19 protein-coding genes are annotated in these 15,893 nt (G+C 69.9%); 15 read left to right on the top strand and 4 right to left on the bottom strand.

Annotation, left to right across the window (positions count from 1 at the left end):
- Positions 1-48 precede the first annotated feature (48 nt).
- From ABE85_RS24425 to trxB, 3 genes are read left to right on the top strand one after another with little or no spacing between them, the layout of a single operon-like run.
- Complete coding sequence (locus ABE85_RS24425; protein WP_067280980.1) at positions 49-975, top strand: FAD:protein FMN transferase; 927 nt, start codon at positions 49-51, stop codon at positions 973-975.
- A complete protein-coding gene (gene dsbD, locus ABE85_RS24420) occupies positions 972-2,954 on the top strand; it encodes a protein-disulfide reductase DsbD (RefSeq protein ID WP_067280978.1) in 1,983 nt (660 codons plus the stop codon). Before ABE85_RS24425 ends, dsbD begins: the two co-directional genes overlap by 4 nt.
- Before the next feature lie 35 nt (positions 2,955-2,989).
- Positions 2,990-3,949, top strand: coding sequence for a thioredoxin-disulfide reductase (trxB, locus tag ABE85_RS24415; RefSeq protein ID WP_067280975.1), 960 nt, complete (start codon positions 2,990-2,992; stop codon positions 3,947-3,949).
- Between the two features lie 64 nt (positions 3,950-4,013).
- Here trxB and ABE85_RS24410 read toward each other — a convergent pair whose 3' ends face one another.
- Positions 4,014-4,739 (bottom strand): hypothetical protein, encoded by a 726-nt coding sequence (locus ABE85_RS24410; protein ID WP_067280972.1) that lies wholly within the window; start codon positions 4,737-4,739, stop codon positions 4,014-4,016.
- A gap of 52 nt (positions 4,740-4,791) precedes the next feature.
- Here ABE85_RS24410 and ABE85_RS24405 point away from each other — a divergent pair, with 52 nt between their 5' ends.
- From ABE85_RS24405 to ABE85_RS24395, 3 genes are read left to right on the top strand one after another with little or no spacing between them, the layout of a single operon-like run.
- The gene (locus ABE85_RS24405) at positions 4,792-5,415 is read left to right on the top strand and encodes an RNA polymerase sigma factor (protein ID WP_067280969.1); all 624 of its coding nucleotides are present in this window, start codon (positions 4,792-4,794) and stop codon (positions 5,413-5,415) included.
- The gene (locus ABE85_RS24400; protein ID WP_157522884.1) at positions 5,412-6,191 is read left to right on the top strand and encodes a zf-HC2 domain-containing protein; all 780 of its coding nucleotides are present in this window, start codon (positions 5,412-5,414) and stop codon (positions 6,189-6,191) included. Before ABE85_RS24405 ends, ABE85_RS24400 begins: the two co-directional genes overlap by 4 nt.
- 3 nt (positions 6,192-6,194) lie before the next feature.
- A complete protein-coding gene (locus ABE85_RS24395; protein ID WP_067280965.1) occupies positions 6,195-7,652 on the top strand; it encodes a S8 family serine peptidase in 1,458 nt (485 codons plus the stop codon).
- Positions 7,653-7,681: 29 nt separating this feature from the next.
- Here ABE85_RS24395 and ABE85_RS24390 read toward each other — a convergent pair whose 3' ends face one another.
- Positions 7,682-8,515, bottom strand: coding sequence for an AraC family transcriptional regulator (locus tag ABE85_RS24390; RefSeq protein ID WP_067280964.1), 834 nt, complete (start codon positions 8,513-8,515; stop codon positions 7,682-7,684).
- Between the two features lie 197 nt (positions 8,516-8,712).
- On the opposite strand from ABE85_RS24390, the gene ABE85_RS24385 reads away from it, so the two are divergent.
- The 4 genes from ABE85_RS24385 to ABE85_RS24370 are packed head-to-tail and all read left to right on the top strand — an operon-like array spanning position 8,713 to position 11,231.
- Complete coding sequence (locus ABE85_RS24385; RefSeq protein ID WP_067280962.1) at positions 8,713-9,474, top strand: alpha/beta fold hydrolase; 762 nt, start codon at positions 8,713-8,715, stop codon at positions 9,472-9,474.
- A gap of 8 nt (positions 9,475-9,482) precedes the next feature.
- On the top strand, positions 9,483-10,244 hold the full coding sequence (locus tag ABE85_RS24380) for an alpha/beta fold hydrolase (RefSeq protein WP_067280958.1): 762 nt from the start codon (positions 9,483-9,485) through the stop codon (positions 10,242-10,244).
- A 41-nt stretch (positions 10,245-10,285) separates the two neighbouring features.
- The gene (locus ABE85_RS24375; RefSeq protein ID WP_067280956.1) at positions 10,286-10,828 is read left to right on the top strand and encodes a GNAT family N-acetyltransferase; all 543 of its coding nucleotides are present in this window, start codon (positions 10,286-10,288) and stop codon (positions 10,826-10,828) included.
- A gap of 55 nt (positions 10,829-10,883) precedes the next feature.
- Positions 10,884-11,231 carry a nuclear transport factor 2 family protein gene (locus ABE85_RS24370; RefSeq protein WP_067280953.1) on the top strand — a complete coding sequence of 116 codons (348 nt, stop codon included), beginning with the start codon at positions 10,884-10,886 and terminating at the stop codon, positions 11,229-11,231.
- A 22-nt stretch (positions 11,232-11,253) separates the two neighbouring features.
- On the opposite strand, the gene ABE85_RS24365 is transcribed toward ABE85_RS24370, so the two are convergent.
- Positions 11,254-11,559, bottom strand: coding sequence for an NIPSNAP family protein (locus ABE85_RS24365; protein ID WP_067280948.1), 306 nt, complete (start codon positions 11,557-11,559; stop codon positions 11,254-11,256).
- 152 nt (positions 11,560-11,711) lie between these two features.
- Between ABE85_RS24365 and ABE85_RS24360 the strand changes: the two genes are divergently transcribed.
- Positions 11,712-12,143, top strand: a complete 432-nt coding sequence (locus ABE85_RS24360; RefSeq protein ID WP_067280945.1) for a hypothetical protein — start codon at positions 11,712-11,714, stop codon at positions 12,141-12,143.
- Here the strand turns inward: ABE85_RS24360 and ABE85_RS24355 are convergent.
- Entirely contained in the window at positions 12,067-13,239 is a 1,173-nt protein-coding gene (locus ABE85_RS24355; RefSeq protein ID WP_231993174.1) for an AraC family transcriptional regulator, read from the bottom strand. The genes ABE85_RS24360 and ABE85_RS24355 overlap by 77 nt on opposite strands.
- Here ABE85_RS24355 and ABE85_RS24350 point away from each other — a divergent pair.
- The 4 genes from ABE85_RS24350 (at position 13,166) to ABE85_RS24335 (ending at position 15,693) form a co-directional block, all read left to right on the top strand.
- A complete protein-coding gene (locus ABE85_RS24350; RefSeq protein WP_082938915.1) occupies positions 13,166-13,966 on the top strand; it encodes an SDR family NAD(P)-dependent oxidoreductase in 801 nt (266 codons plus the stop codon). The genes ABE85_RS24355 and ABE85_RS24350 overlap by 74 nt on opposite strands.
- A gap of 44 nt (positions 13,967-14,010) precedes the next feature.
- Entirely contained in the window at positions 14,011-14,412 is a 402-nt protein-coding gene (locus tag ABE85_RS24345) for a VOC family protein (RefSeq protein ID WP_067280942.1), read from the top strand.
- Positions 14,413-14,487: 75 nt separating this feature from the next.
- The gene (trhA, locus tag ABE85_RS24340; RefSeq protein ID WP_082938914.1) at positions 14,488-15,120 is read left to right on the top strand and encodes a PAQR family membrane homeostasis protein TrhA; all 633 of its coding nucleotides are present in this window, start codon (positions 14,488-14,490) and stop codon (positions 15,118-15,120) included.
- 99 nt (positions 15,121-15,219) lie between these two features.
- On the top strand, positions 15,220-15,693 hold the full coding sequence (locus tag ABE85_RS24335) for an SgcJ/EcaC family oxidoreductase (RefSeq protein WP_157522881.1): 474 nt from the start codon (positions 15,220-15,222) through the stop codon (positions 15,691-15,693).
- Positions 15,694-15,893 lie beyond the last annotated feature (200 nt).

Raw genomic sequence — 15,893 nt, 5'->3', positions numbered from 1 at the left:
GACCTCCTCCGATGAACAACGCCGCCCCACGAACCTGACGAGCGCGCCATGTGGTCCGTCCACCGCCATGCCTTCACCGCGATGGCCTCGCCCAACGAGATCGTGCTCGCTGGCGTGGCGGCGGACCTGGCCTTCGAAGGCTTTGAGACGGCCGAGGCCGAGGTGCGCCGCATCGAACGCAAGTACTCGCGCTATCGCGAGGACAGCGTGATCTCCTCGATCAACGGACGCGCCGGCCGCAATGCCGTCGCCGTCGACGAGGAGACGGCGCAGCTGCTGAACTTCGCCGCCGAGCTGCACCGGCAGAGCGACCGCCTCTTCGACATCACCAGCGGCTGCCTGCGCCGCGTCTGGGATTTCAAGGCGGGTCGCGAGCCCACGCCCGATGCGCTGGCGCTGCAACTCCAGCGCATCGGCTGGCAGCGCGTGCAGTGGGACGGACGCGCGATCGCGCTGCCGCAGCCGGGCATGGAGATCGACTTCGGCGGCATCGGCAAGGAGTACGCCGCCGACCGCGCCGTCGCCGCGCTGCGCGGCCTCGGCCTGCGGCACGGCTTCGTCAATCTGGGCGGCGACCTCCGCGTCATCGGTCCGCGTCCCGACGGCCAGCCCTGGGTGTTCGCGATCCGGCATCCGCGCAACGAGGAACAGGTGTGCGCGCGCATTCCACTCAGCGACGGCGCGCTCGCCACCAGCGGTGACTACGAGCGCTTCTTCATCACCCCCGACGGCCGGCGCTGCTGCCACATCCTCGATCCGCGCAGCGGCCAGCCGGTCCGCCATTGGCAGGCCGTCAGCGTCGTCGCGCCGCTGTGCGTCGCGGCCGGCGCGCTGGCCACGATGGCCATGCTGATCGGCGCCGAAGCCGCCTCGCGATTGAGCACGCCCGGCGTCGGATTCCTGCTCGTCGACGCCGACGGCCGGGTCCGCACGCACGACCCCGAACAACTGATCCCACTTCCGACCTCGCCATGAGACTCCTCACCACTTTCCTCGCCGGTGCGGCGGCCGCGTTCGCGCTGGCCGTCACCGCGCCGCCGTCCGCCCGGGCGGCGACCGATCAGGCCGCGTTCCTCGAGCCCACCCAGGCCTTCCCGGGCCGGGCGCGCATCGAAGCGCCATCGGGCCGTCCGGGCGGCGGCGCGGGTGACGCCGCGCTGATCGTCGAGTTCGACGTCGCCGCCGGCTACCACCTGTACCGCGAGCGCTTCGCCATCGAGGCCGAGGGCGCCACGCTGCCCGCGCCGGGCCTGCCGGCCGGCAAGTCGGTCTTCGATCCCAACTTCAACAAGACGATGACGCTGTGGGCCGATGCCATCCGCGTCGTGCAGCCGCTGCCGCAGGGTGTCGTGCCTCAGACGCTGACGGTGCGCTACCAGGGCTGCGCCGATCGCGGGCTCTGCTATCCGCCGCAGCAGGCGCTCGTGCACCTCGCGCGTGGCGGCGACGGCCTGCTGAAGGCGAGCTGGGAAGCGCAGCCGGACGCGCTGTCTGCGCCCATCGAGGACGCAGCGCCGACGGGATCCGGAACGCCGACCGCTTCGACGGCATCGGCGTCTTCGACGGCCACCGTCGCCCCATCGCCATCAACGGCGTCGACGACATCCGCGACATCGACGGCATCGACCTCCGCAGTCGCCGACCAGCCCCCCCTCGACAGCAGCGCCGCGGCGCTCCAGTCGGGCAGCCTGCTGCGCGTCGTCGGCATGTTCCTGCTCGGCGGTCTGCTGCTGTCCTTCACGCCCTGCGTGCTGCCGATGCTCCCCATCCTGTCGTCGATCATCGTCGGTCAGGGCGCACCGGTCTCGCGGGCCCGCGGCTTCTCGCTCGCCGTCGCGTACTCGCTGGGCATGGCGATGGTCTACACCAGCGCCGGCGTCGTGGCGGGCCTGCTCGGCTCGGGCTTCGCCGCCGCGCTGCAGAACCCCTGGGTGCTGGGCAGCTTCGCGCTGCTGCTGTCGGTGCTGGCGCTGTCGATGTTCGGGGTCTGGGAATTCCAGATGCCGGGCTTCATCCAGGACCGCGTCAACAACGCCTCCAACCGAATCAAGGGCGGCAAGCATGTCGGCGTGTTCCTGATGGGCGGGTTGTCGGCGCTGCTGGTGGGGCCGTGCGTCGCTGCGCCGCTGGCCGGCGCGCTCGTCTACATCAGTCAGACCCGCGACGTGGTGCTGGGGGGCTCGGCGCTGTTCGCGCTGGCCTGCGGCATGAGCGTGCCGCTGCTGCTGCTCGGACTCTCCGCCGGCACGCTGCTGCCGCGCGCGGGCCGCTGGATGGAACACGTGAAGACCTTCTTCGGCCTGCTGCTGATCGCGGTCGCGCTGTGGCTGGTCTCGCCGGTGCTGCCCACCGGCGCGCTGATGTTCCTGATCGGCGCCGTCGCGCTGATCGCGGCGATCTGCCTGGGCGCCTTCGAGACCGGTCGTCCACGCGCCCTGAAGGCCGGCGGCGCGCTGGTGGCGCTGTGGTCCGCCGCGATGATAGGCGGCGCGCTCTCCGGCGGCGACAGCGTGCTGATGCCGCTGCGTCATCTGGCGCGGAGCTCCGTGGGCGGCCTGCCGCTCGCCAGCGCCGAGGCCGCGTCGCGCGCCACGCAGGCGCCGAGCTTCGAGCGCATCACCACGGTGGCGCAGCTCGACGCGGCGCTTGCGTCGACCGGGCGTCCGGTGATGCTGGACTTCTACGCCGACTGGTGCGTCGCCTGCAAGGAGATGGAGCACCTCACCTTCTCCGCCCCCGCGATCGCCCCGCGCCTGCGCAACGCGCGGCTGCTGCAGGCCGACGTGACGGCGAACAGCGCGGAGGCCAAGGCCCTGCTCAAGCGCTTCCAGCTGTTCGGCCCGCCGGGGATCCTGTTCTTCGATCCGCAGGGCAAGGAACTGGCCGCCGCCCGCACCATCGGCTTCCTGCCCGCCGATGAATTCGCCGAACGCCTGGACCGCGCCAAGCTGTGACCCCGCAAGACCCGACCCGCCACGCAGGATCCGACATGAGCCTCCCCCAACGACACACCGCCCTGCTGATCCTCGGCTCGGGCCCGGCCGGCTACACCGCCGCGCTCTACGCGGCGCGCGCGAACCTGAAGCCGCTGCTGGTCACCGGCATCGCGCAAGGCGGCCAGTTGATGACCACGACCGAGGTCGACAACTGGCCGGCCGACGTGATGGGCGTGCAGGGGCCGGCATTGATGAAGCGTTTCCAGGAACATGCCGAGCGCTTCCAGACCGAGATCGTCTTCGACCACATCAGCGGCGTCGATTTCTCCAAGCGTCCGTTCACGCTGACCGGCGACAGCGCGGTCTACACGGCCGATGCGGTGATCCTCGCCACCGGTGCGTCGGCGCAGTACCTGGGACTGCCGTCGGAAGAAGCATTCATGGGCCGCGGGGTCAGTGCCTGCGCGACCTGCGACGGCTTCTTCTATCGCGGGCAGGAGGTCTGTGTCGTCGGCGGTGGCAACACCGCGGTCGAAGAGGCGCTCTACCTCTCCAACATCGCCAGCAGGGTCCACCTGATCCATCGTCGCGACAAGTTCCGCGCGGAGCCCATCCTGGTCGACAAGCTGATGGCCAAGGTCGAGGCGGGCAGGATCGCGCTGCAGGTGTTCCATACCTTGGAAGAGGTACTGGGCGATGCGAGCGGCGTGACCGGCGTGCGCATCAAGGGCACGCAGGGCGGAACGACCATCGACATCCCGCTGCAGGGCTGCTTCATCGCCATCGGGCACAAGCCCAACACAGAGATCTTCCGCGGACAGATCGAGCTGCGCGACGGCTACGTGCTGACGCGCAGCGGCTCGGAGGGCTTCGCCACGATGACCAGCGTGCCGGGCGTGTTCGCCGCGGGCGACGTGCAGGATCACATCTATCGCCAAGCGATTACCAGCGCCGGTACCGGGTGCATGGCGGCACTGGATGCGCAGCGGTTCCTGGAGCAGCAGTCGGGCTGACTGCGAGAGGCCGCTGGCCCTCACCCCCACCCTCTCCCGCAAGCGGGAGAGGGAGCAAGAGGGCTCAGAAGGACCAGGCCACGCCGGCGACCCAGCGCTGCAGCGAGGGGTCGCCGCGTTGCGGCAGCGAGCTGTACAGCCGCCCGGCGCTGAAGCGCCAGTCCCCGACCGTGTACGCCAGTCCCGCGTTGGCGAAGCGGTACGACCCGCTGCCATGCCCCCAGTTGGAGACCATGCCCCAGCCCACGTCGGCGGCCAGCGCATCGACGAGGCGCCGGTGCCAGGTCAGCTCGGCGATGGTCGCGCCGCGGTGGCCGAGGTAGCCCCACGACGAGTACGCCGCCAGGTCCGGCGACACCGACACTGTCGCGCCCCATTGCCCCCACGCGGTGGTGTCCCACAGCCCGCCGAGCGACACCTCGCTGTAGCGCAGCCGGTCCGCGTTGCCCCCGCCGGCGTAGGCGTAATGGGCGCCCGACAAGGTCACCACGCGGCGGTCGTCGATCTGCCACCACCGGGTCGCGGAGAGGATGGCCTCCGCCTTCGCCCCGTTGCGCATGTGCATGGTGCCCAGACCCAGGCCCAGGCTCCAGTTGCGGTCGTCGCGGTAGTAGAGGTCGGCGGTGGCGCCCGGACGATCGCCGCTGAGGCTGATGCCGCGCGAGACGCGCTCCGTCACCGCCGAGACCGTGCCGCCCCAGTTCTGGGCAGCGGCCAGCCCCGACGCGACGAGGCCCGACGCCAGGAGGGCGACGGCTCGGGCGAGATTTTTTGGGGGCACGGCAACCATCGGCGGCGATTCTGGCACCCATGAGGGACACTTCTGCAGAAATCAGTCGCCCATGTTTCAACCTGTTCCGAATGAAGCGGACACGGCCGCCGAGTCGCGTCTGCGTGCCTGGCTGCAGGCCGCCGCGGCCGGCGACCGGTCGGCCTTCGAGCAGCTGTACCGGCACTGCCAGCCGCGGCTGTCGCGCTTCGTGCTGCGCAGCTGCGGCCGGCCGGACCTGGCCGAGGAGGTCGTCAACGACACGCTGTGGATCGTGTGGCGGACCGCAGGCAACTTCCGCGGCGAGTCCCGGGTCTCGACCTGGATCCACGGCATCGCCTACCGCTGCATGCTCAAGGCGCTGCGCGACGGCGTGACGGCGCAGGAGATCAACGCGTCCTCGGTGAACGAGGCCGAGCTGGCGATGGCCGAGCCCTCGGTCAACGAGTCCGTGGACCGGGAGCTGCGCGACTGGGTCACGCGGGGCCTGGCCGCGTTGCCGGTGGAACAGCGGGTGACGCTGGAGCTGGCTTACTACCTGGGCGAGACCTGCGAGGACATCGCCCGCATCATGAATTGCGCCACCGGCACCGTGAAGGCCCGCATGTTCCATGCGCGCGTCCGGCTGCGCAACGTGCTGCCCGAACTGGGCGGCGAGACTTCCCCGGCCAGCGGCACCGAAGGACCGATCCGATGACTTCCCCCGACGCCCCCTCCGACGCCCATGGACTGCCAGCCGGCGATCCGGCGATGGGTCAACCGAACGAGCACCGCCAGGTGTGGGACGCGATCGCCTGGGTCGTGGCCGGCACGGCGACGCCCGAGCAGCGCCGCCTGGTGCAGGCGCACCTGCCGCACTGCGCGCATTGCCGCGATGAACTGGAACTGCAGCGCAACATCCACCGCGGCATGCAGGACGCGCCGCGTGGGACAGGCACCGCGAGCACGGCGGGCGCCGCGGGTGCGGCGCGAGTGCCAGGTGTTGACGCCGACGAAGCCGCGATCCAGGCCGGCCTGGACCGGCTGTGGGCGCGCGATCGCGACGCGGGTCCGGCGACGCCGGTGGAAGGGGTGCGCGGTGCCTCGGCCAACGATGGCGGATCGCGCACGACGCGCTGGCTGACGGCGGCGGTGGCGGTGCAGGCGGTGGCGATGTGCGTGCTGGGTCTGCGCCTGTGGAGCGACGGCCACCCGCCCGCCGACTACGTGACGCTGAGCCAGCCGGCCGCGCTGCCCGCCAGTGCGGTCGTTCGACTGGTGCCGGAAGAGCGCGTGGACATGGGCCGGCTGCGCCAGGTCTTGACCCACCACGGGTTGCGGATAGTCGGCGCTGACGAGGACGCGAGCAGCCTGCTGCTGGCGCCTCTGCAGCCGACACCGGCGGGCGCCGTTCCCGCGATGGTGGACCGGCTGCGCGCGGAGCCTGGCGTGCTGCTCGCGGAGCCGGTCGGCGCCGCGGCGCCGGGGCGCTGAGCGATGCACTCGCCGATCGCGCGTCGCATGGGGATCGCGGGAGCCTTGGCGCTGTGCGTCCTGTTCGTTGCGCTGGCTTTCGCCGGTCCGTCCCAGGCCGCCGGAGGTGAGGATGCCGTCGCTTCCGACGCCCGACTCATCATCCTGGCCGTCGAGGACCGCGGCGAGCCGCTGCCCGGCGCCGGCGGTTCGGCGCGAGGCGACTATCGCCGGATGGCCGGCTACGCGGGCAGCGCGCGGGCGTTGGCGATGTCCGAGGCGCTTGCGCGCGAGTACGGACTGCGCGAACAGTCCGCCTGGACCATCGCGCCGCTGAACCTGCGCTGCATGCTCTACGCGCTGGGCGCGGGCGACGACGCCGATGCCGTGCTCGCGCGCCTGCGCCGGGACGCGCGTGTGAAGCTCGCGCAACCGCTCAACGAGTTCGAGACGCTGAGCAGCCCCGCGCCTGAAACACCATCACCCGCACGGGCCCCGACTACACCGACACCGACACCGACACCCGCTCCGGCGACAGCGCCCACGCCGTCCTTGCCGCTTCTGCCGACACCAGCGCCAGAAGCTTCCTCGACGGCCTCGCTCTACAACGATCCCTACTTCGGCCTACAGAAGGGCTTCCAGCAGATGTCCACCGCGGCGCTGCAGCAGGTGAGCATCGGCGCGCGGGTGAAGGTCGCGGTCATCGACACCGGCGTCGACGCGCGGCATCCGGACCTGCTCGGCCAGGTGGCGAGCCAGCGGGACTACGTCGCCGGCGGCGGCGCGCAGGTCGATGCCGTGCCGGAGCGCCACGGCACGGAAGTGATGGGCCTCATCGCCGCGAAGGTGAACAACCGCCAGGGCATCGTCGGCGTCGCGCCGGGCGCGGTGGTGACAAGTTATCGCGCGTGCTGGACGGACGCTGCGCGTGCCGGCGCGGAGGCGGGACCGGCGCCGGCGCGCTGCAACTCCTTCACCTTGGCGCAGGCGCTAGGCGCGGCCATCGCCGACGGCGCCGACGTGATCAACCTGAGTCTCGGCGGTCCGAGCGATCCGCTGCTGACGAAGCTCGCGCAGCACGCGCTCTCACGCGGCGCGGTGCTGGTTGCGGCGGCGCCGCCGGGCCGGCTCGGCAAGGGTTTTCCGAGCGAGGTGCCCGGCGCGCTGGTCGTGGCCAGCACGGGCGAGGCCGGCGGCACCGAAGGATGGCTCGCCGCACCGGGACGCGCCGTGCTGACGACGGTGCCGGGCGGCGGCTACGACATCGATGCCGGGAGCTCGCTCGCCGCGGCGCATGCGACCGGCGTGATCGCGCTGCTGCGCGCGGCGGCACCGGGCGCGGACTCCCAGCACTTGAAGCGCGCGCTCCTGGATTCGATGGGCGTGTCCGGCGCGATCAATGCCTGCGCGGCGGCGCGGGCGCTGGGCGTGGCGGGTCTGCAGTGCGACGCGGCCAAATCAGACCGCCGCTCAACTCACTGAAGCGCGCGCTGACCCACGCGCTGCCCCGCTCACTGAACCGCCGCCGTCTGTTTCAGCCACTCGCGCGGCGAGACCCCGACGTGGTCCCGGAACGCGCGCGAGAGCGACGCCTCGCCGCTGTAGCCCACATCGGAAGCGATGTGCTTCAGCGCCCGGCCGGCCCGCAATCCCTTCTGCGCCAGCCCGATGCGCCAGCCTTGCAGGTAGGCGGCGGGCGTGCATCCGACCACGTCGCGGAAGCCGTTCGCGAAGACCGTGCGTGACATGCCGGCCTCGTTCGCGAGGTCGTTCAGCGACCAGTCGCGCTGGGGCGTGTCGTGCATCGCGATCAGCGCCAGCTTCAGCTTGGCGTGGCTCATCCCCGCGAGCATGCCCGACTGCACCTTGCCCTGATCCATCAGCACGCGCAGCAGCCAGATCAGCAGCACCTCGAACAGCCGGTCCAGCACCGCCTGCCGGCCGCAGTAGCCGTGGCCGGTCTCGAAGAACATCATCTGGAGCACCGGCTCGCAGGGCGCCACCGCGGTCAGCGGCAGGCAGATCCAGGGCGGCAGGGCGGCGGCGATCGGATGACTGGCGCCGCCCTCGAACGCGACGTTGGCGCAGACGAAGTGCGCGCCCTCGCGGCTGTCCGTGATGAAGCGGTGCGCCAGCGGCCGCGGATAGAGCAGCACGCTCGGCTCCTCGATCAGCAGCGGGTCGGGGGCGCCGTGGTGCACCTCGACACGCCCCTCCCGGATCAGATGCAGCTGCCCGCAGCCGGCGGGCGTGGGGACCGGGCTGATCCCGCACAAGGCCCCGGTCTGGAAGGTCTCGGCACGCACGGCGAAGTGGGTCAGCAGGGAAGCGAGTCGGTCAGGCATGGATCGCATTGGATCACCGGCCGGCACCGATCCGTACGCGATGCAAAGAACCCCGTACCCCGAGGCATGTTTGAAAGGGGCCCCCCTCGCACACTTCATCCATCGCAACACGACGCCGACGACAAGAGCTCCCAACCCCTCTCGCCACCGACGTCCGACCTCTTTCCCTCTCTCTACCGAACCCTCAGGAGAATCCCATGAACACACGCAGCCTCATCACCGCCGTCGCCACCGCAGCCGCCGCCCTGGTCGGCGGACAAGCCCTCGCGGCCGACGTGCCGTCGGTCGTCCTGGTCCACGGCGCTTTCGCCGACGGGTCCGACTGGGCCAAGGTCATTCCGCTGCTGCAGGCCAAGGGCGTGCAGGTCACCGCGATCCAGAACGGCCTCGAATCGCTGGACGGCGATGCCCAGGCGGCGCGCCGCGCCATCGAGGCCCAGAAGGGTCAGGTCGTGCTGGTCGGCCACTCGTGGGGCGGCTCGGTCATCACGCAGGCCGGCGTGCATGACAAGGTGGCCGCGCTGGTCTACGTGGCGGCCTACGCGCCGGACGTCGGACAGGACACGCTGGAACTCGGGAAGGACTTCCCGCCGTCGCCCGGCGTGAAGCGGCTGGTGGCCGATGCCAACGGCTGGCTGACGCTGCCGCCGGCCGCGCTGGCCGAAGATTTCGCGCAGGACGTGCCGGCGGCCCAGACCGCGGTGATGGCCTCGACGCAAGGTCCGCTGCAATTGAAGGCGCTGCAGACCAAGGTCACCGCCGCGGCGTGGAAGACGCGTCCGTCCTGGTACATCGTCAGCGCCAACGACCGCATCATCCCGCCCGACCAGGAGCGCGCGATGGCCAGGAAGATCGGCGCCAAGGTCACGACGCTGCCGACCAGCCACGTGCCGCAGCAGTCGCGTCCGGAAGACGTGGCGGCGGTGATCCTGGAAGCGGTCAAGGCCAGCACGAAGTGAGGCGGATCATGAGCACACGTGCCCTCTTCAGCGCCCTCACCCTGTCCGTCGCGGCCCTCGCGGGCGGACAGGCCCACGCGGCCGACGTGCCTTCAGTCGTCCTGGTCCACGGCGCGTATGCCGACGGGTCCGACTGGGCGAAGGTGATCCCTCTCCTCCAGGCCAAAGGCATCCAGGTGACGGCGGTGCAGAACGGGCTGGCGTCGCTGCAGGGCGACGTCCAGGCGGCGCGGCGCGCCATCGACCAGCAGAAGGGCCGGGTCGTGCTGGTCGGTCATTCGTGGGGCGGCTCCGTGATCACGGAGGCCGGCGCCGACGACAAGGTCGCCGCGCTGGTCTACGTCGCCGCGTATGCGCCGGACGTGGGCCAGGGCACGCGGGAGCTCGGCAAGGACTATCCGCCGTCCCCCGGCGTGCAGAAGCTCAAGGCCGACGCCGAGGGCTGGCTGACCCTGCCGCCCGCGGCGCTCGCCGAGTACTTCGCTCAGGACGTGCCCGCGGCCCAGGCCACGGTGATGGCGGCGACGCAGGGCCCGCTGCAGCGTCAGGCCTTGCTGGACAAGGTGACGGTCGCTGCGTGGAAGACGCGCCCGTCGTGGTACATCGTCAGTGCCAACGACCGGATGATCCCGCCGGACCTGGAGCGCGCCATGGCCAGGAAGATCGGCGCCAAGGTCACGACGCTGCCGACGAGCCACGTGCCGCACCTCTCGCGTCCCGAGGACGTGGCCGCCGTGATCCTCGAGGCCGTCGAGGCGAGCACGCGGTAGTCTGCCTTTCCGTCTCCACCCTTTCACCGTGAACGACACGCATGATCCGCATCCCCGCTGAGCGTCTCTCGCTCAGGACACCGTCCCTGGAGGACCTTGCCGACTACCTCGCCTACCGGAACGATCCGCAGGGATCGGATCGCGCGCTGTTCCAGCCCGCCACCGTGGAAGAAGCGACAACGCTGCTGATGAAGCAGTCCCGACTGACGCTCGAAGAACCGGGTTGGCTGATGCTGGCGATCGAGGACGCGAAGAGCGGCCGCGTCGTCGGCGAGGTCGGCGCCTATCGTTCCGCGGAGCACATGGACCGCGGCAACGTCGGATGGTGGCTGCACCCGGCCCATCGCGGTCAGGGCCTGGCCACGGAGGCGGTTTCCGCCTTCATCGACTGGTGCTTCGGCGACCTGGGGCTGACGCTCGTGGACGCGAGTAGCCTGGCCGCCAACGTCCGGTCATGGGCGTTGATGGAGCGGGCGGGGATGCGCAGGCAGGATCCGCCTGGTCGCCGCGAGATCGGCGGCGTGATTCACGAGGAGTTGACCTACTGCCTGAGCCGCGCTCAATGGTCGGCATCGCGCGGCTGAACGACGACGGCGCGCGGCTTGCCCTGACGAGGGATCCATTCATCAAGGAGCCCTCATGTCCGATCGCAACAAGGCAGCCCTGACGGCCGCCAATGCCGCCATCACACGCGGTGACACCGAGGGATTCCTGGCGTACTGCGCCGAGGACATCCTCTGGACCACGGTCGGCGAGGACACGCTGAACGGCAAGGCCGCGGTGCGGGAATGGATGTCGACCGGCTATGCCGAAGCACCTTCGTTCACCGTCACCGATCTGGTCGCCGAGCGGGACTTCGTCATCGCGCTCGGCACCATCGAGAGCAAAGGCGACGATGGCAAGCCGATCCAGAACGCCTATGCGGACGTCTGGCGCTTCCGCGATGGACTGATGGTCGAGCTGAGGGCGTTCGTGATTCCAGCCTGAGCGCAGTGCCGCGCTGTCGGATTCACTCGAACACGGGTCGGAAGAAGGTGCGCTCGTACCGCACGATGCAGCGCGTCTCCTCGGCGTACCGGAACGCGGCCTGGCATTCCGCATCGTCGAAGGACTTGATGCGGTACTCCTCGTAGGCGGCGAGCGACGGGAACGAGAACGACGCCAGCGCGATGTCGTTCGCGCCCTCGGAAGGCAGCAGGTATCCATGGTGCACGCCGCCGAACTTCCTGACGAGCGGGATCCAGAGCTTCCCGTAATGCTCGAACTCCTTGAGCTTGAGCGGATCGATGACGTAGCGGAGATGGCAGGTGATCATGGGCAGGATGTCCGTGGTGGCGATTGCCGGCGGCGTCGCTCGTCGACGCCGTGTGCGTTGAGCACTTTAGTCGCACGTCCCCTCGATGAGGGATTCGCCGGCGCGCCGATCTCCGTAGGCTCCGTCGTGCACATGCACCCAGGGAGCCCCGCATGACCACGTCGTCGCCGTCCTTCGATGTCTCGCAGCTGATCGGCTGGCCCTTCCGGGCATTGACGCTGGCACCCAGCCAGCTGACGCAGCCCATCCTGCCCATCACCTACAACATCAACGCGTTCAATTCGAGCGCCCCGCAGACCGAGGCGCGCATCGTCTCGCAGCACAGCTACGGGCGGCAGCTCGGCCGGCTGTCGGACGCGGTGCAGGCGTTGATGGACGTGCTGTATCCGGAAGGCGCGCCCGATGGCCCGAACGGGCCACTCGCGCGCTTCGAGCAGTTGCGCGAGGACATCGAGGCGCTCAAGGCCGACGGCGCGGAGGATCGGCTGGCGCGCGTCGGCCAGGATCTCAGGACCTTGAAGGCGACCGATCCCGACCGGTTCCAGCGGGTCCGGCGGACGCTGGAGGCCGCGTTGCGGGAGTGAGGCGCAAGCCGGCGACGATCCGCTCGGCGTCCTTCGCCGGCGGCAGTCCGAACGCACGTCCGTACTCGCGGCTGAACTGCGTCGGGCTTTCATAACCAACCTCGTGCGCCACCGTCGTGACGCTGCCGCGTGCGGCGATCAGGAGCTTGCGCGCATGGAGCAGTCGCACCTGCTTCTGATACTGCAGCGGGCTCAAGGCCGTCACCGCCTTGAACTGCCGATGGAAGGCGGAGACGCTCATCGCCGCCTCCGCGGCCAGGTCATCGACGCGCAACGGTTGCGCGAAGTCCCGCCGCAGGCGCTGGATGACCTGGTTGATCCGGGCGAGCGCGGTATCCGGCGTCGCGATGTCGCGCAGCATTCCGCCCATCGGTCCTTGAAGGACGCGATAGAGGATCTCGCGTTCAAACGCGGGAGCGAGCCCCGCGATGTCCTCCGGATGGTCCATCAGACGCAGCATGCGAACCCAGGCGTCGAGCAGTTCAGGCGTGACGGCGGCGACGGAGAAGGCAGACGATGGCGCAGCGCGCCCGAGCGAATCGGGCAACTCCGACAGGAGGTCGGCCAAGACGGTCGCATCCAGCGTCAACGCCACCGCCAGGTAGGGTGCGCCGTCCGCCGCCGCCCTGACCATGCCGGCCGCAGGCAGGTCCACGGACATCACGAAGTAGGTGGCGGGGTCGTAGCGCAAGGTCTGCCCGCCCACCGTCATCGACTTTTCCCCCGTCAGGATCAGGTTGATCATCGGTTCATAGACCACCGCGAGCTCGTGCTCCGGGATGGCGCCCTGGACCATGAAGACGCGTGGAATTCCGGTGTCCGTCGCGCGGTTCTCGGCGCGCGCGGCGAGAGCGCGCAGCTCGCTCAGTGGCTGATTCATGGCGCCATTAGATCGCGCGGGACCTCCGCCTGACATCCGGAAAGCAGAAATAGGCAGGACAACGCCAGGAACCGTTGCGACCGATTCCGGTGCGATCCCTATCGTCCAGGCATCCCAACCCATCGATTGACCGGAGCCTGAAATGAACACCAGCAGCAGCAACAACGACAGCGGCAACAGCACCTCCGCCATCGCCGCCAGCAATGTCGTCGTCATCACCGGCGGCAGCCGCGGCATCGGCGCCAGCACGGCTGTGGAAGCGGCCCGCCGCGGGCTGGGCGTGATCCTCACCTACAACGCCAATCCCGCCGCGGCGGATTCGGTGGTTCACGACATCGAAGCACAAGGCGGCCGGGCCGTCGCGCTGCGCCTGGACGTGGCCGCGGTGGAATCCTTCCCTGCCTTCCGGGCTGCGTTGGAACAGGCCTTGCGCAAGACCTGGCACACGGACCATCTGCAGGGCCTGGTGAACAACGCCGGCTTCGGTCTGTTCAATCCCATCGACACGGTCACGGAGGAGCAGTTCGATGGCCTGTTCAACGTGCATCTGAAGGGACCGTTCTTCCTGACGCAAGCGCTGCTGCCGCTGCTGCAGCCGGGGTCGAGCATCGTGAACCTCACGAGCGCGACGACCCGCGTCGCGACATCCGGCGTGGCGCCGTATGCGGCGTTCAAGGGCGGACTGGCGGTACTGACCCGCTACATGGCGAAGGAGTTCGGCGGGCGCCGCATCCGCGTCAACTCGGTGTCGCCGGGAGCGATCCGCACCGAGCTCGGCGGCGGCTTGAACGACGAGTTCGAAGCGCTGCTCGCCGGGCAGACCGCGTTGGGCCGCGTCGGCGAGCCGGAGGACGTCGCCCGCGTGATCGCCTCGCTGCTCACCGAGGACGGCGCCTGGATCAACGCCCAGGACATCGAGGTCGCGGGCGGGTACATCATCTGACCCGCCGATGCGAATCGTCTGACAGCCCGACTCCTGGAGATCCCATGCTCGATCATGTCTTCCTCACCGTCCCGGACCTGGAACGGTCCATCGCCTTCTACACCCAGGTCCTCGCGGCGCTGGGCATCAGCAACCGGCTGGATTACGACGGCAAAGACGGCCCTCCCGGCCATCCCGACCTGAAGGGCTTCGGCGCCAACGGCCGCATGTTCTTCTGGCTGCGCGAGGGCGTCGCCCATGGCGACGCGGCCCATGTGGGCTTCGTGGCCGACAGTCATGAGGCCGTGCGCGCGGCCTACGAGGCGGCGATGGCGAACGGCGCCCGTGACAACGGCGCCCCCGGCGCGCGTCTGCACTATCACCCGGACTACTACGCCGCCAACGTGCTGGACCCGGACGGCTACAGCCTGGAGTTCGTCCACAAGCGCTGGCAGCACGACGCATAGGCCCTGCCAGCTTGAAGCGACGTGATCACGACATTCGAAAGGGTGTCACATGAGCGGGCTACGCTGGACCACCTCATGACGCTGAAGGGGGCGATGTACCCAGGCGAACGCTTGAACGCCGGCACCCATCTGATGGGCCTGCTGGCGGCGGTCCCCGCGGCCGCGTGGCTGGCGTATCAGGCGCTGGGCACGGGCAGCGGGCGGCGCTTCGCCGTCGCCTGCATCTTCGGCGCGGCGCTCATCGCGCTGTTCGCGGCGTCCACGCTCTGCCACAGCACCCGCGGCCGGCAGCAACGCCTCTGGGTCCGTCTGGACCACTGCGCCATCTTCCTGCTGATCGCCGGGACGATGACCCCCTTCGCGGTCCTGACCGGCGACGGCTGGCTGCGATGGGTGGCCTTGGCGAGCGTCTGGATCGTGTCGCTGTGGGGCATCCGGCGCACGGTGTGGGGCGAGGTCGAACGCCCCATGCTCAAGGTCTACCTGGCGATCGGGTGGCTGGCCACCATGGTGTGCATCCCCGCCCTCCAGGAACTGCCGGTGGCCTGCGTGACGCTGTTCGTCGCCGGGGCCGGCGCGTACACCGCCGGGACCTACTTCTTCGCCAATCCGGGATGCAGCCGCCACGCCCACGGCATCTGGCACCTGTTCGTCGTGGCCGGCAGCGGCTGCCACTTCGGCGCGGTCGCGCACTGCGTGCTGCCCTAGCATCCTCAGAAACGGCCGCAACGCGGCAACGAGGGATATCGCCTTCACCGGGCGCCGCCTACCCTCGCGGCTCTTCCACCGATCAGGCAAGGAGCCGACGTGCACGCTCTCTCACGCATCACCGTATTCGCCATGGCCACGGCGTTGAGTGCGGCCGCGATCGCCGCGCCGGCCCAGCCCGGCGACGTCGCCCAGGCCTTCATCGAGGCCTGGAACTCCCACGAGGCCTCGGCCTTCAACGACCTGTTCACCGACGACGCCGAGTGGGTGCCGGTCGTCGAGACCCGGCTGTCGGGGCGGACGCAGATCGTCGCCGACCTTCAGACCGCCCACGGGTCATGGGCCAGGCGCACCACCCTGGCGGCCAGTGATGTCGTCACCTCCGGCATCTCCGATTCAGCGGCGGTCGTGCTGCTGCGCGCAGGCTTCCTGGGCAAGGACGGCCAGCGCGTGGAACCCGCCAACGCCCTGCTGCTCGTCGTCGTCAAGGACGCGTCCGGCTGGCGGATCAAGGCGGGACAACTGTCCAAGCCCGGCGCCACGGCGATGCCGTCAACCGCCGCTGCGAAGTGACACTATTTGTCGCGTCTGATGCCAGGGCTGACAAAACCTGACCCTGGCATCGATTCGCACATCGCCCGGATACCTCTTTGGGACTAGGGTCGGCACGCGAATCCCCGCGATTTGCAACGCTGACCGCACTTTGTGTCCATCCGCAACCGGCACGTTCTCTGCTTGAACTAGGCGAAAGTCCACCTGGGTCAGGCGTTCGT

Origin of the sequence: Mitsuaria sp. 7, from assembly GCF_001653795.1 — a bacterium.
In the GTDB taxonomy this organism is placed as follows: Bacteria; Pseudomonadota; Gammaproteobacteria; order Burkholderiales; family Burkholderiaceae_C; genus Roseateles.
The sequence above is the reverse complement of the archived record's forward strand: the minus strand, read 5'-3'. Positions and strand labels throughout refer to the sequence as shown.

Bases quoted from the DNA above. Each gene is read 5' to 3' on its own strand.
- ABE85_RS24400 (WP_157522884.1), top strand. From the start codon at position 5,412: ATGACTTCCCCCGACGCCCCCTCCGACGCCCATGGACTGCCAGCCGGC.
- trxB (WP_067280975.1), top strand. From the start codon at position 2,990: ATGAGCCTCCCCCAACGACACACCGCCCTGCTGATCCTCGGCTCGGGC.
- ABE85_RS24355 (WP_231993174.1), bottom strand. From the start codon at position 13,239: ATGACGACGACATTGCTGGCGGCGATGGCGGAGGTGCTGTTGCCGCTG.
- ABE85_RS24375 (WP_067280956.1), top strand. From the start codon at position 10,286: ATGATCCGCATCCCCGCTGAGCGTCTCTCGCTCAGGACACCGTCCCTG.
- ABE85_RS24365 (WP_067280948.1), bottom strand. From the start codon at position 11,559: ATGATCACCTGCCATCTCCGCTACGTCATCGATCCGCTCAAGCTCAAG.
- ABE85_RS24425 (WP_067280980.1), top strand. From the start codon at position 49: ATGTGGTCCGTCCACCGCCATGCCTTCACCGCGATGGCCTCGCCCAAC.
- ABE85_RS24385 (WP_067280962.1), top strand. From the start codon at position 8,713: ATGAACACACGCAGCCTCATCACCGCCGTCGCCACCGCAGCCGCCGCC.
- ABE85_RS24380 (WP_067280958.1), top strand. From the start codon at position 9,483: ATGAGCACACGTGCCCTCTTCAGCGCCCTCACCCTGTCCGTCGCGGCC.
- ABE85_RS24390 (WP_067280964.1), bottom strand. From the start codon at position 8,515: ATGCCTGACCGACTCGCTTCCCTGCTGACCCACTTCGCCGTGCGTGCC.
- dsbD (WP_067280978.1), top strand. From the start codon at position 972: ATGAGACTCCTCACCACTTTCCTCGCCGGTGCGGCGGCCGCGTTCGCG.
- ABE85_RS24350 (WP_082938915.1), top strand. From the start codon at position 13,166: ATGAACACCAGCAGCAGCAACAACGACAGCGGCAACAGCACCTCCGCC.
- ABE85_RS24410 (WP_067280972.1), bottom strand. From the start codon at position 4,739: ATGGTTGCCGTGCCCCCAAAAAATCTCGCCCGAGCCGTCGCCCTCCTG.
- ABE85_RS24370 (WP_067280953.1), top strand. From the start codon at position 10,884: ATGTCCGATCGCAACAAGGCAGCCCTGACGGCCGCCAATGCCGCCATC.
- ABE85_RS24345 (WP_067280942.1), top strand. From the start codon at position 14,011: ATGCTCGATCATGTCTTCCTCACCGTCCCGGACCTGGAACGGTCCATC.
- ABE85_RS24395 (WP_067280965.1), top strand. From the start codon at position 6,195: ATGCACTCGCCGATCGCGCGTCGCATGGGGATCGCGGGAGCCTTGGCG.
- trhA (WP_082938914.1), top strand. From the start codon at position 14,488: ATGACGCTGAAGGGGGCGATGTACCCAGGCGAACGCTTGAACGCCGGC.
- ABE85_RS24405 (WP_067280969.1), top strand. From the start codon at position 4,792: ATGTTTCAACCTGTTCCGAATGAAGCGGACACGGCCGCCGAGTCGCGT.
- ABE85_RS24360 (WP_067280945.1), top strand. From the start codon at position 11,712: ATGACCACGTCGTCGCCGTCCTTCGATGTCTCGCAGCTGATCGGCTGG.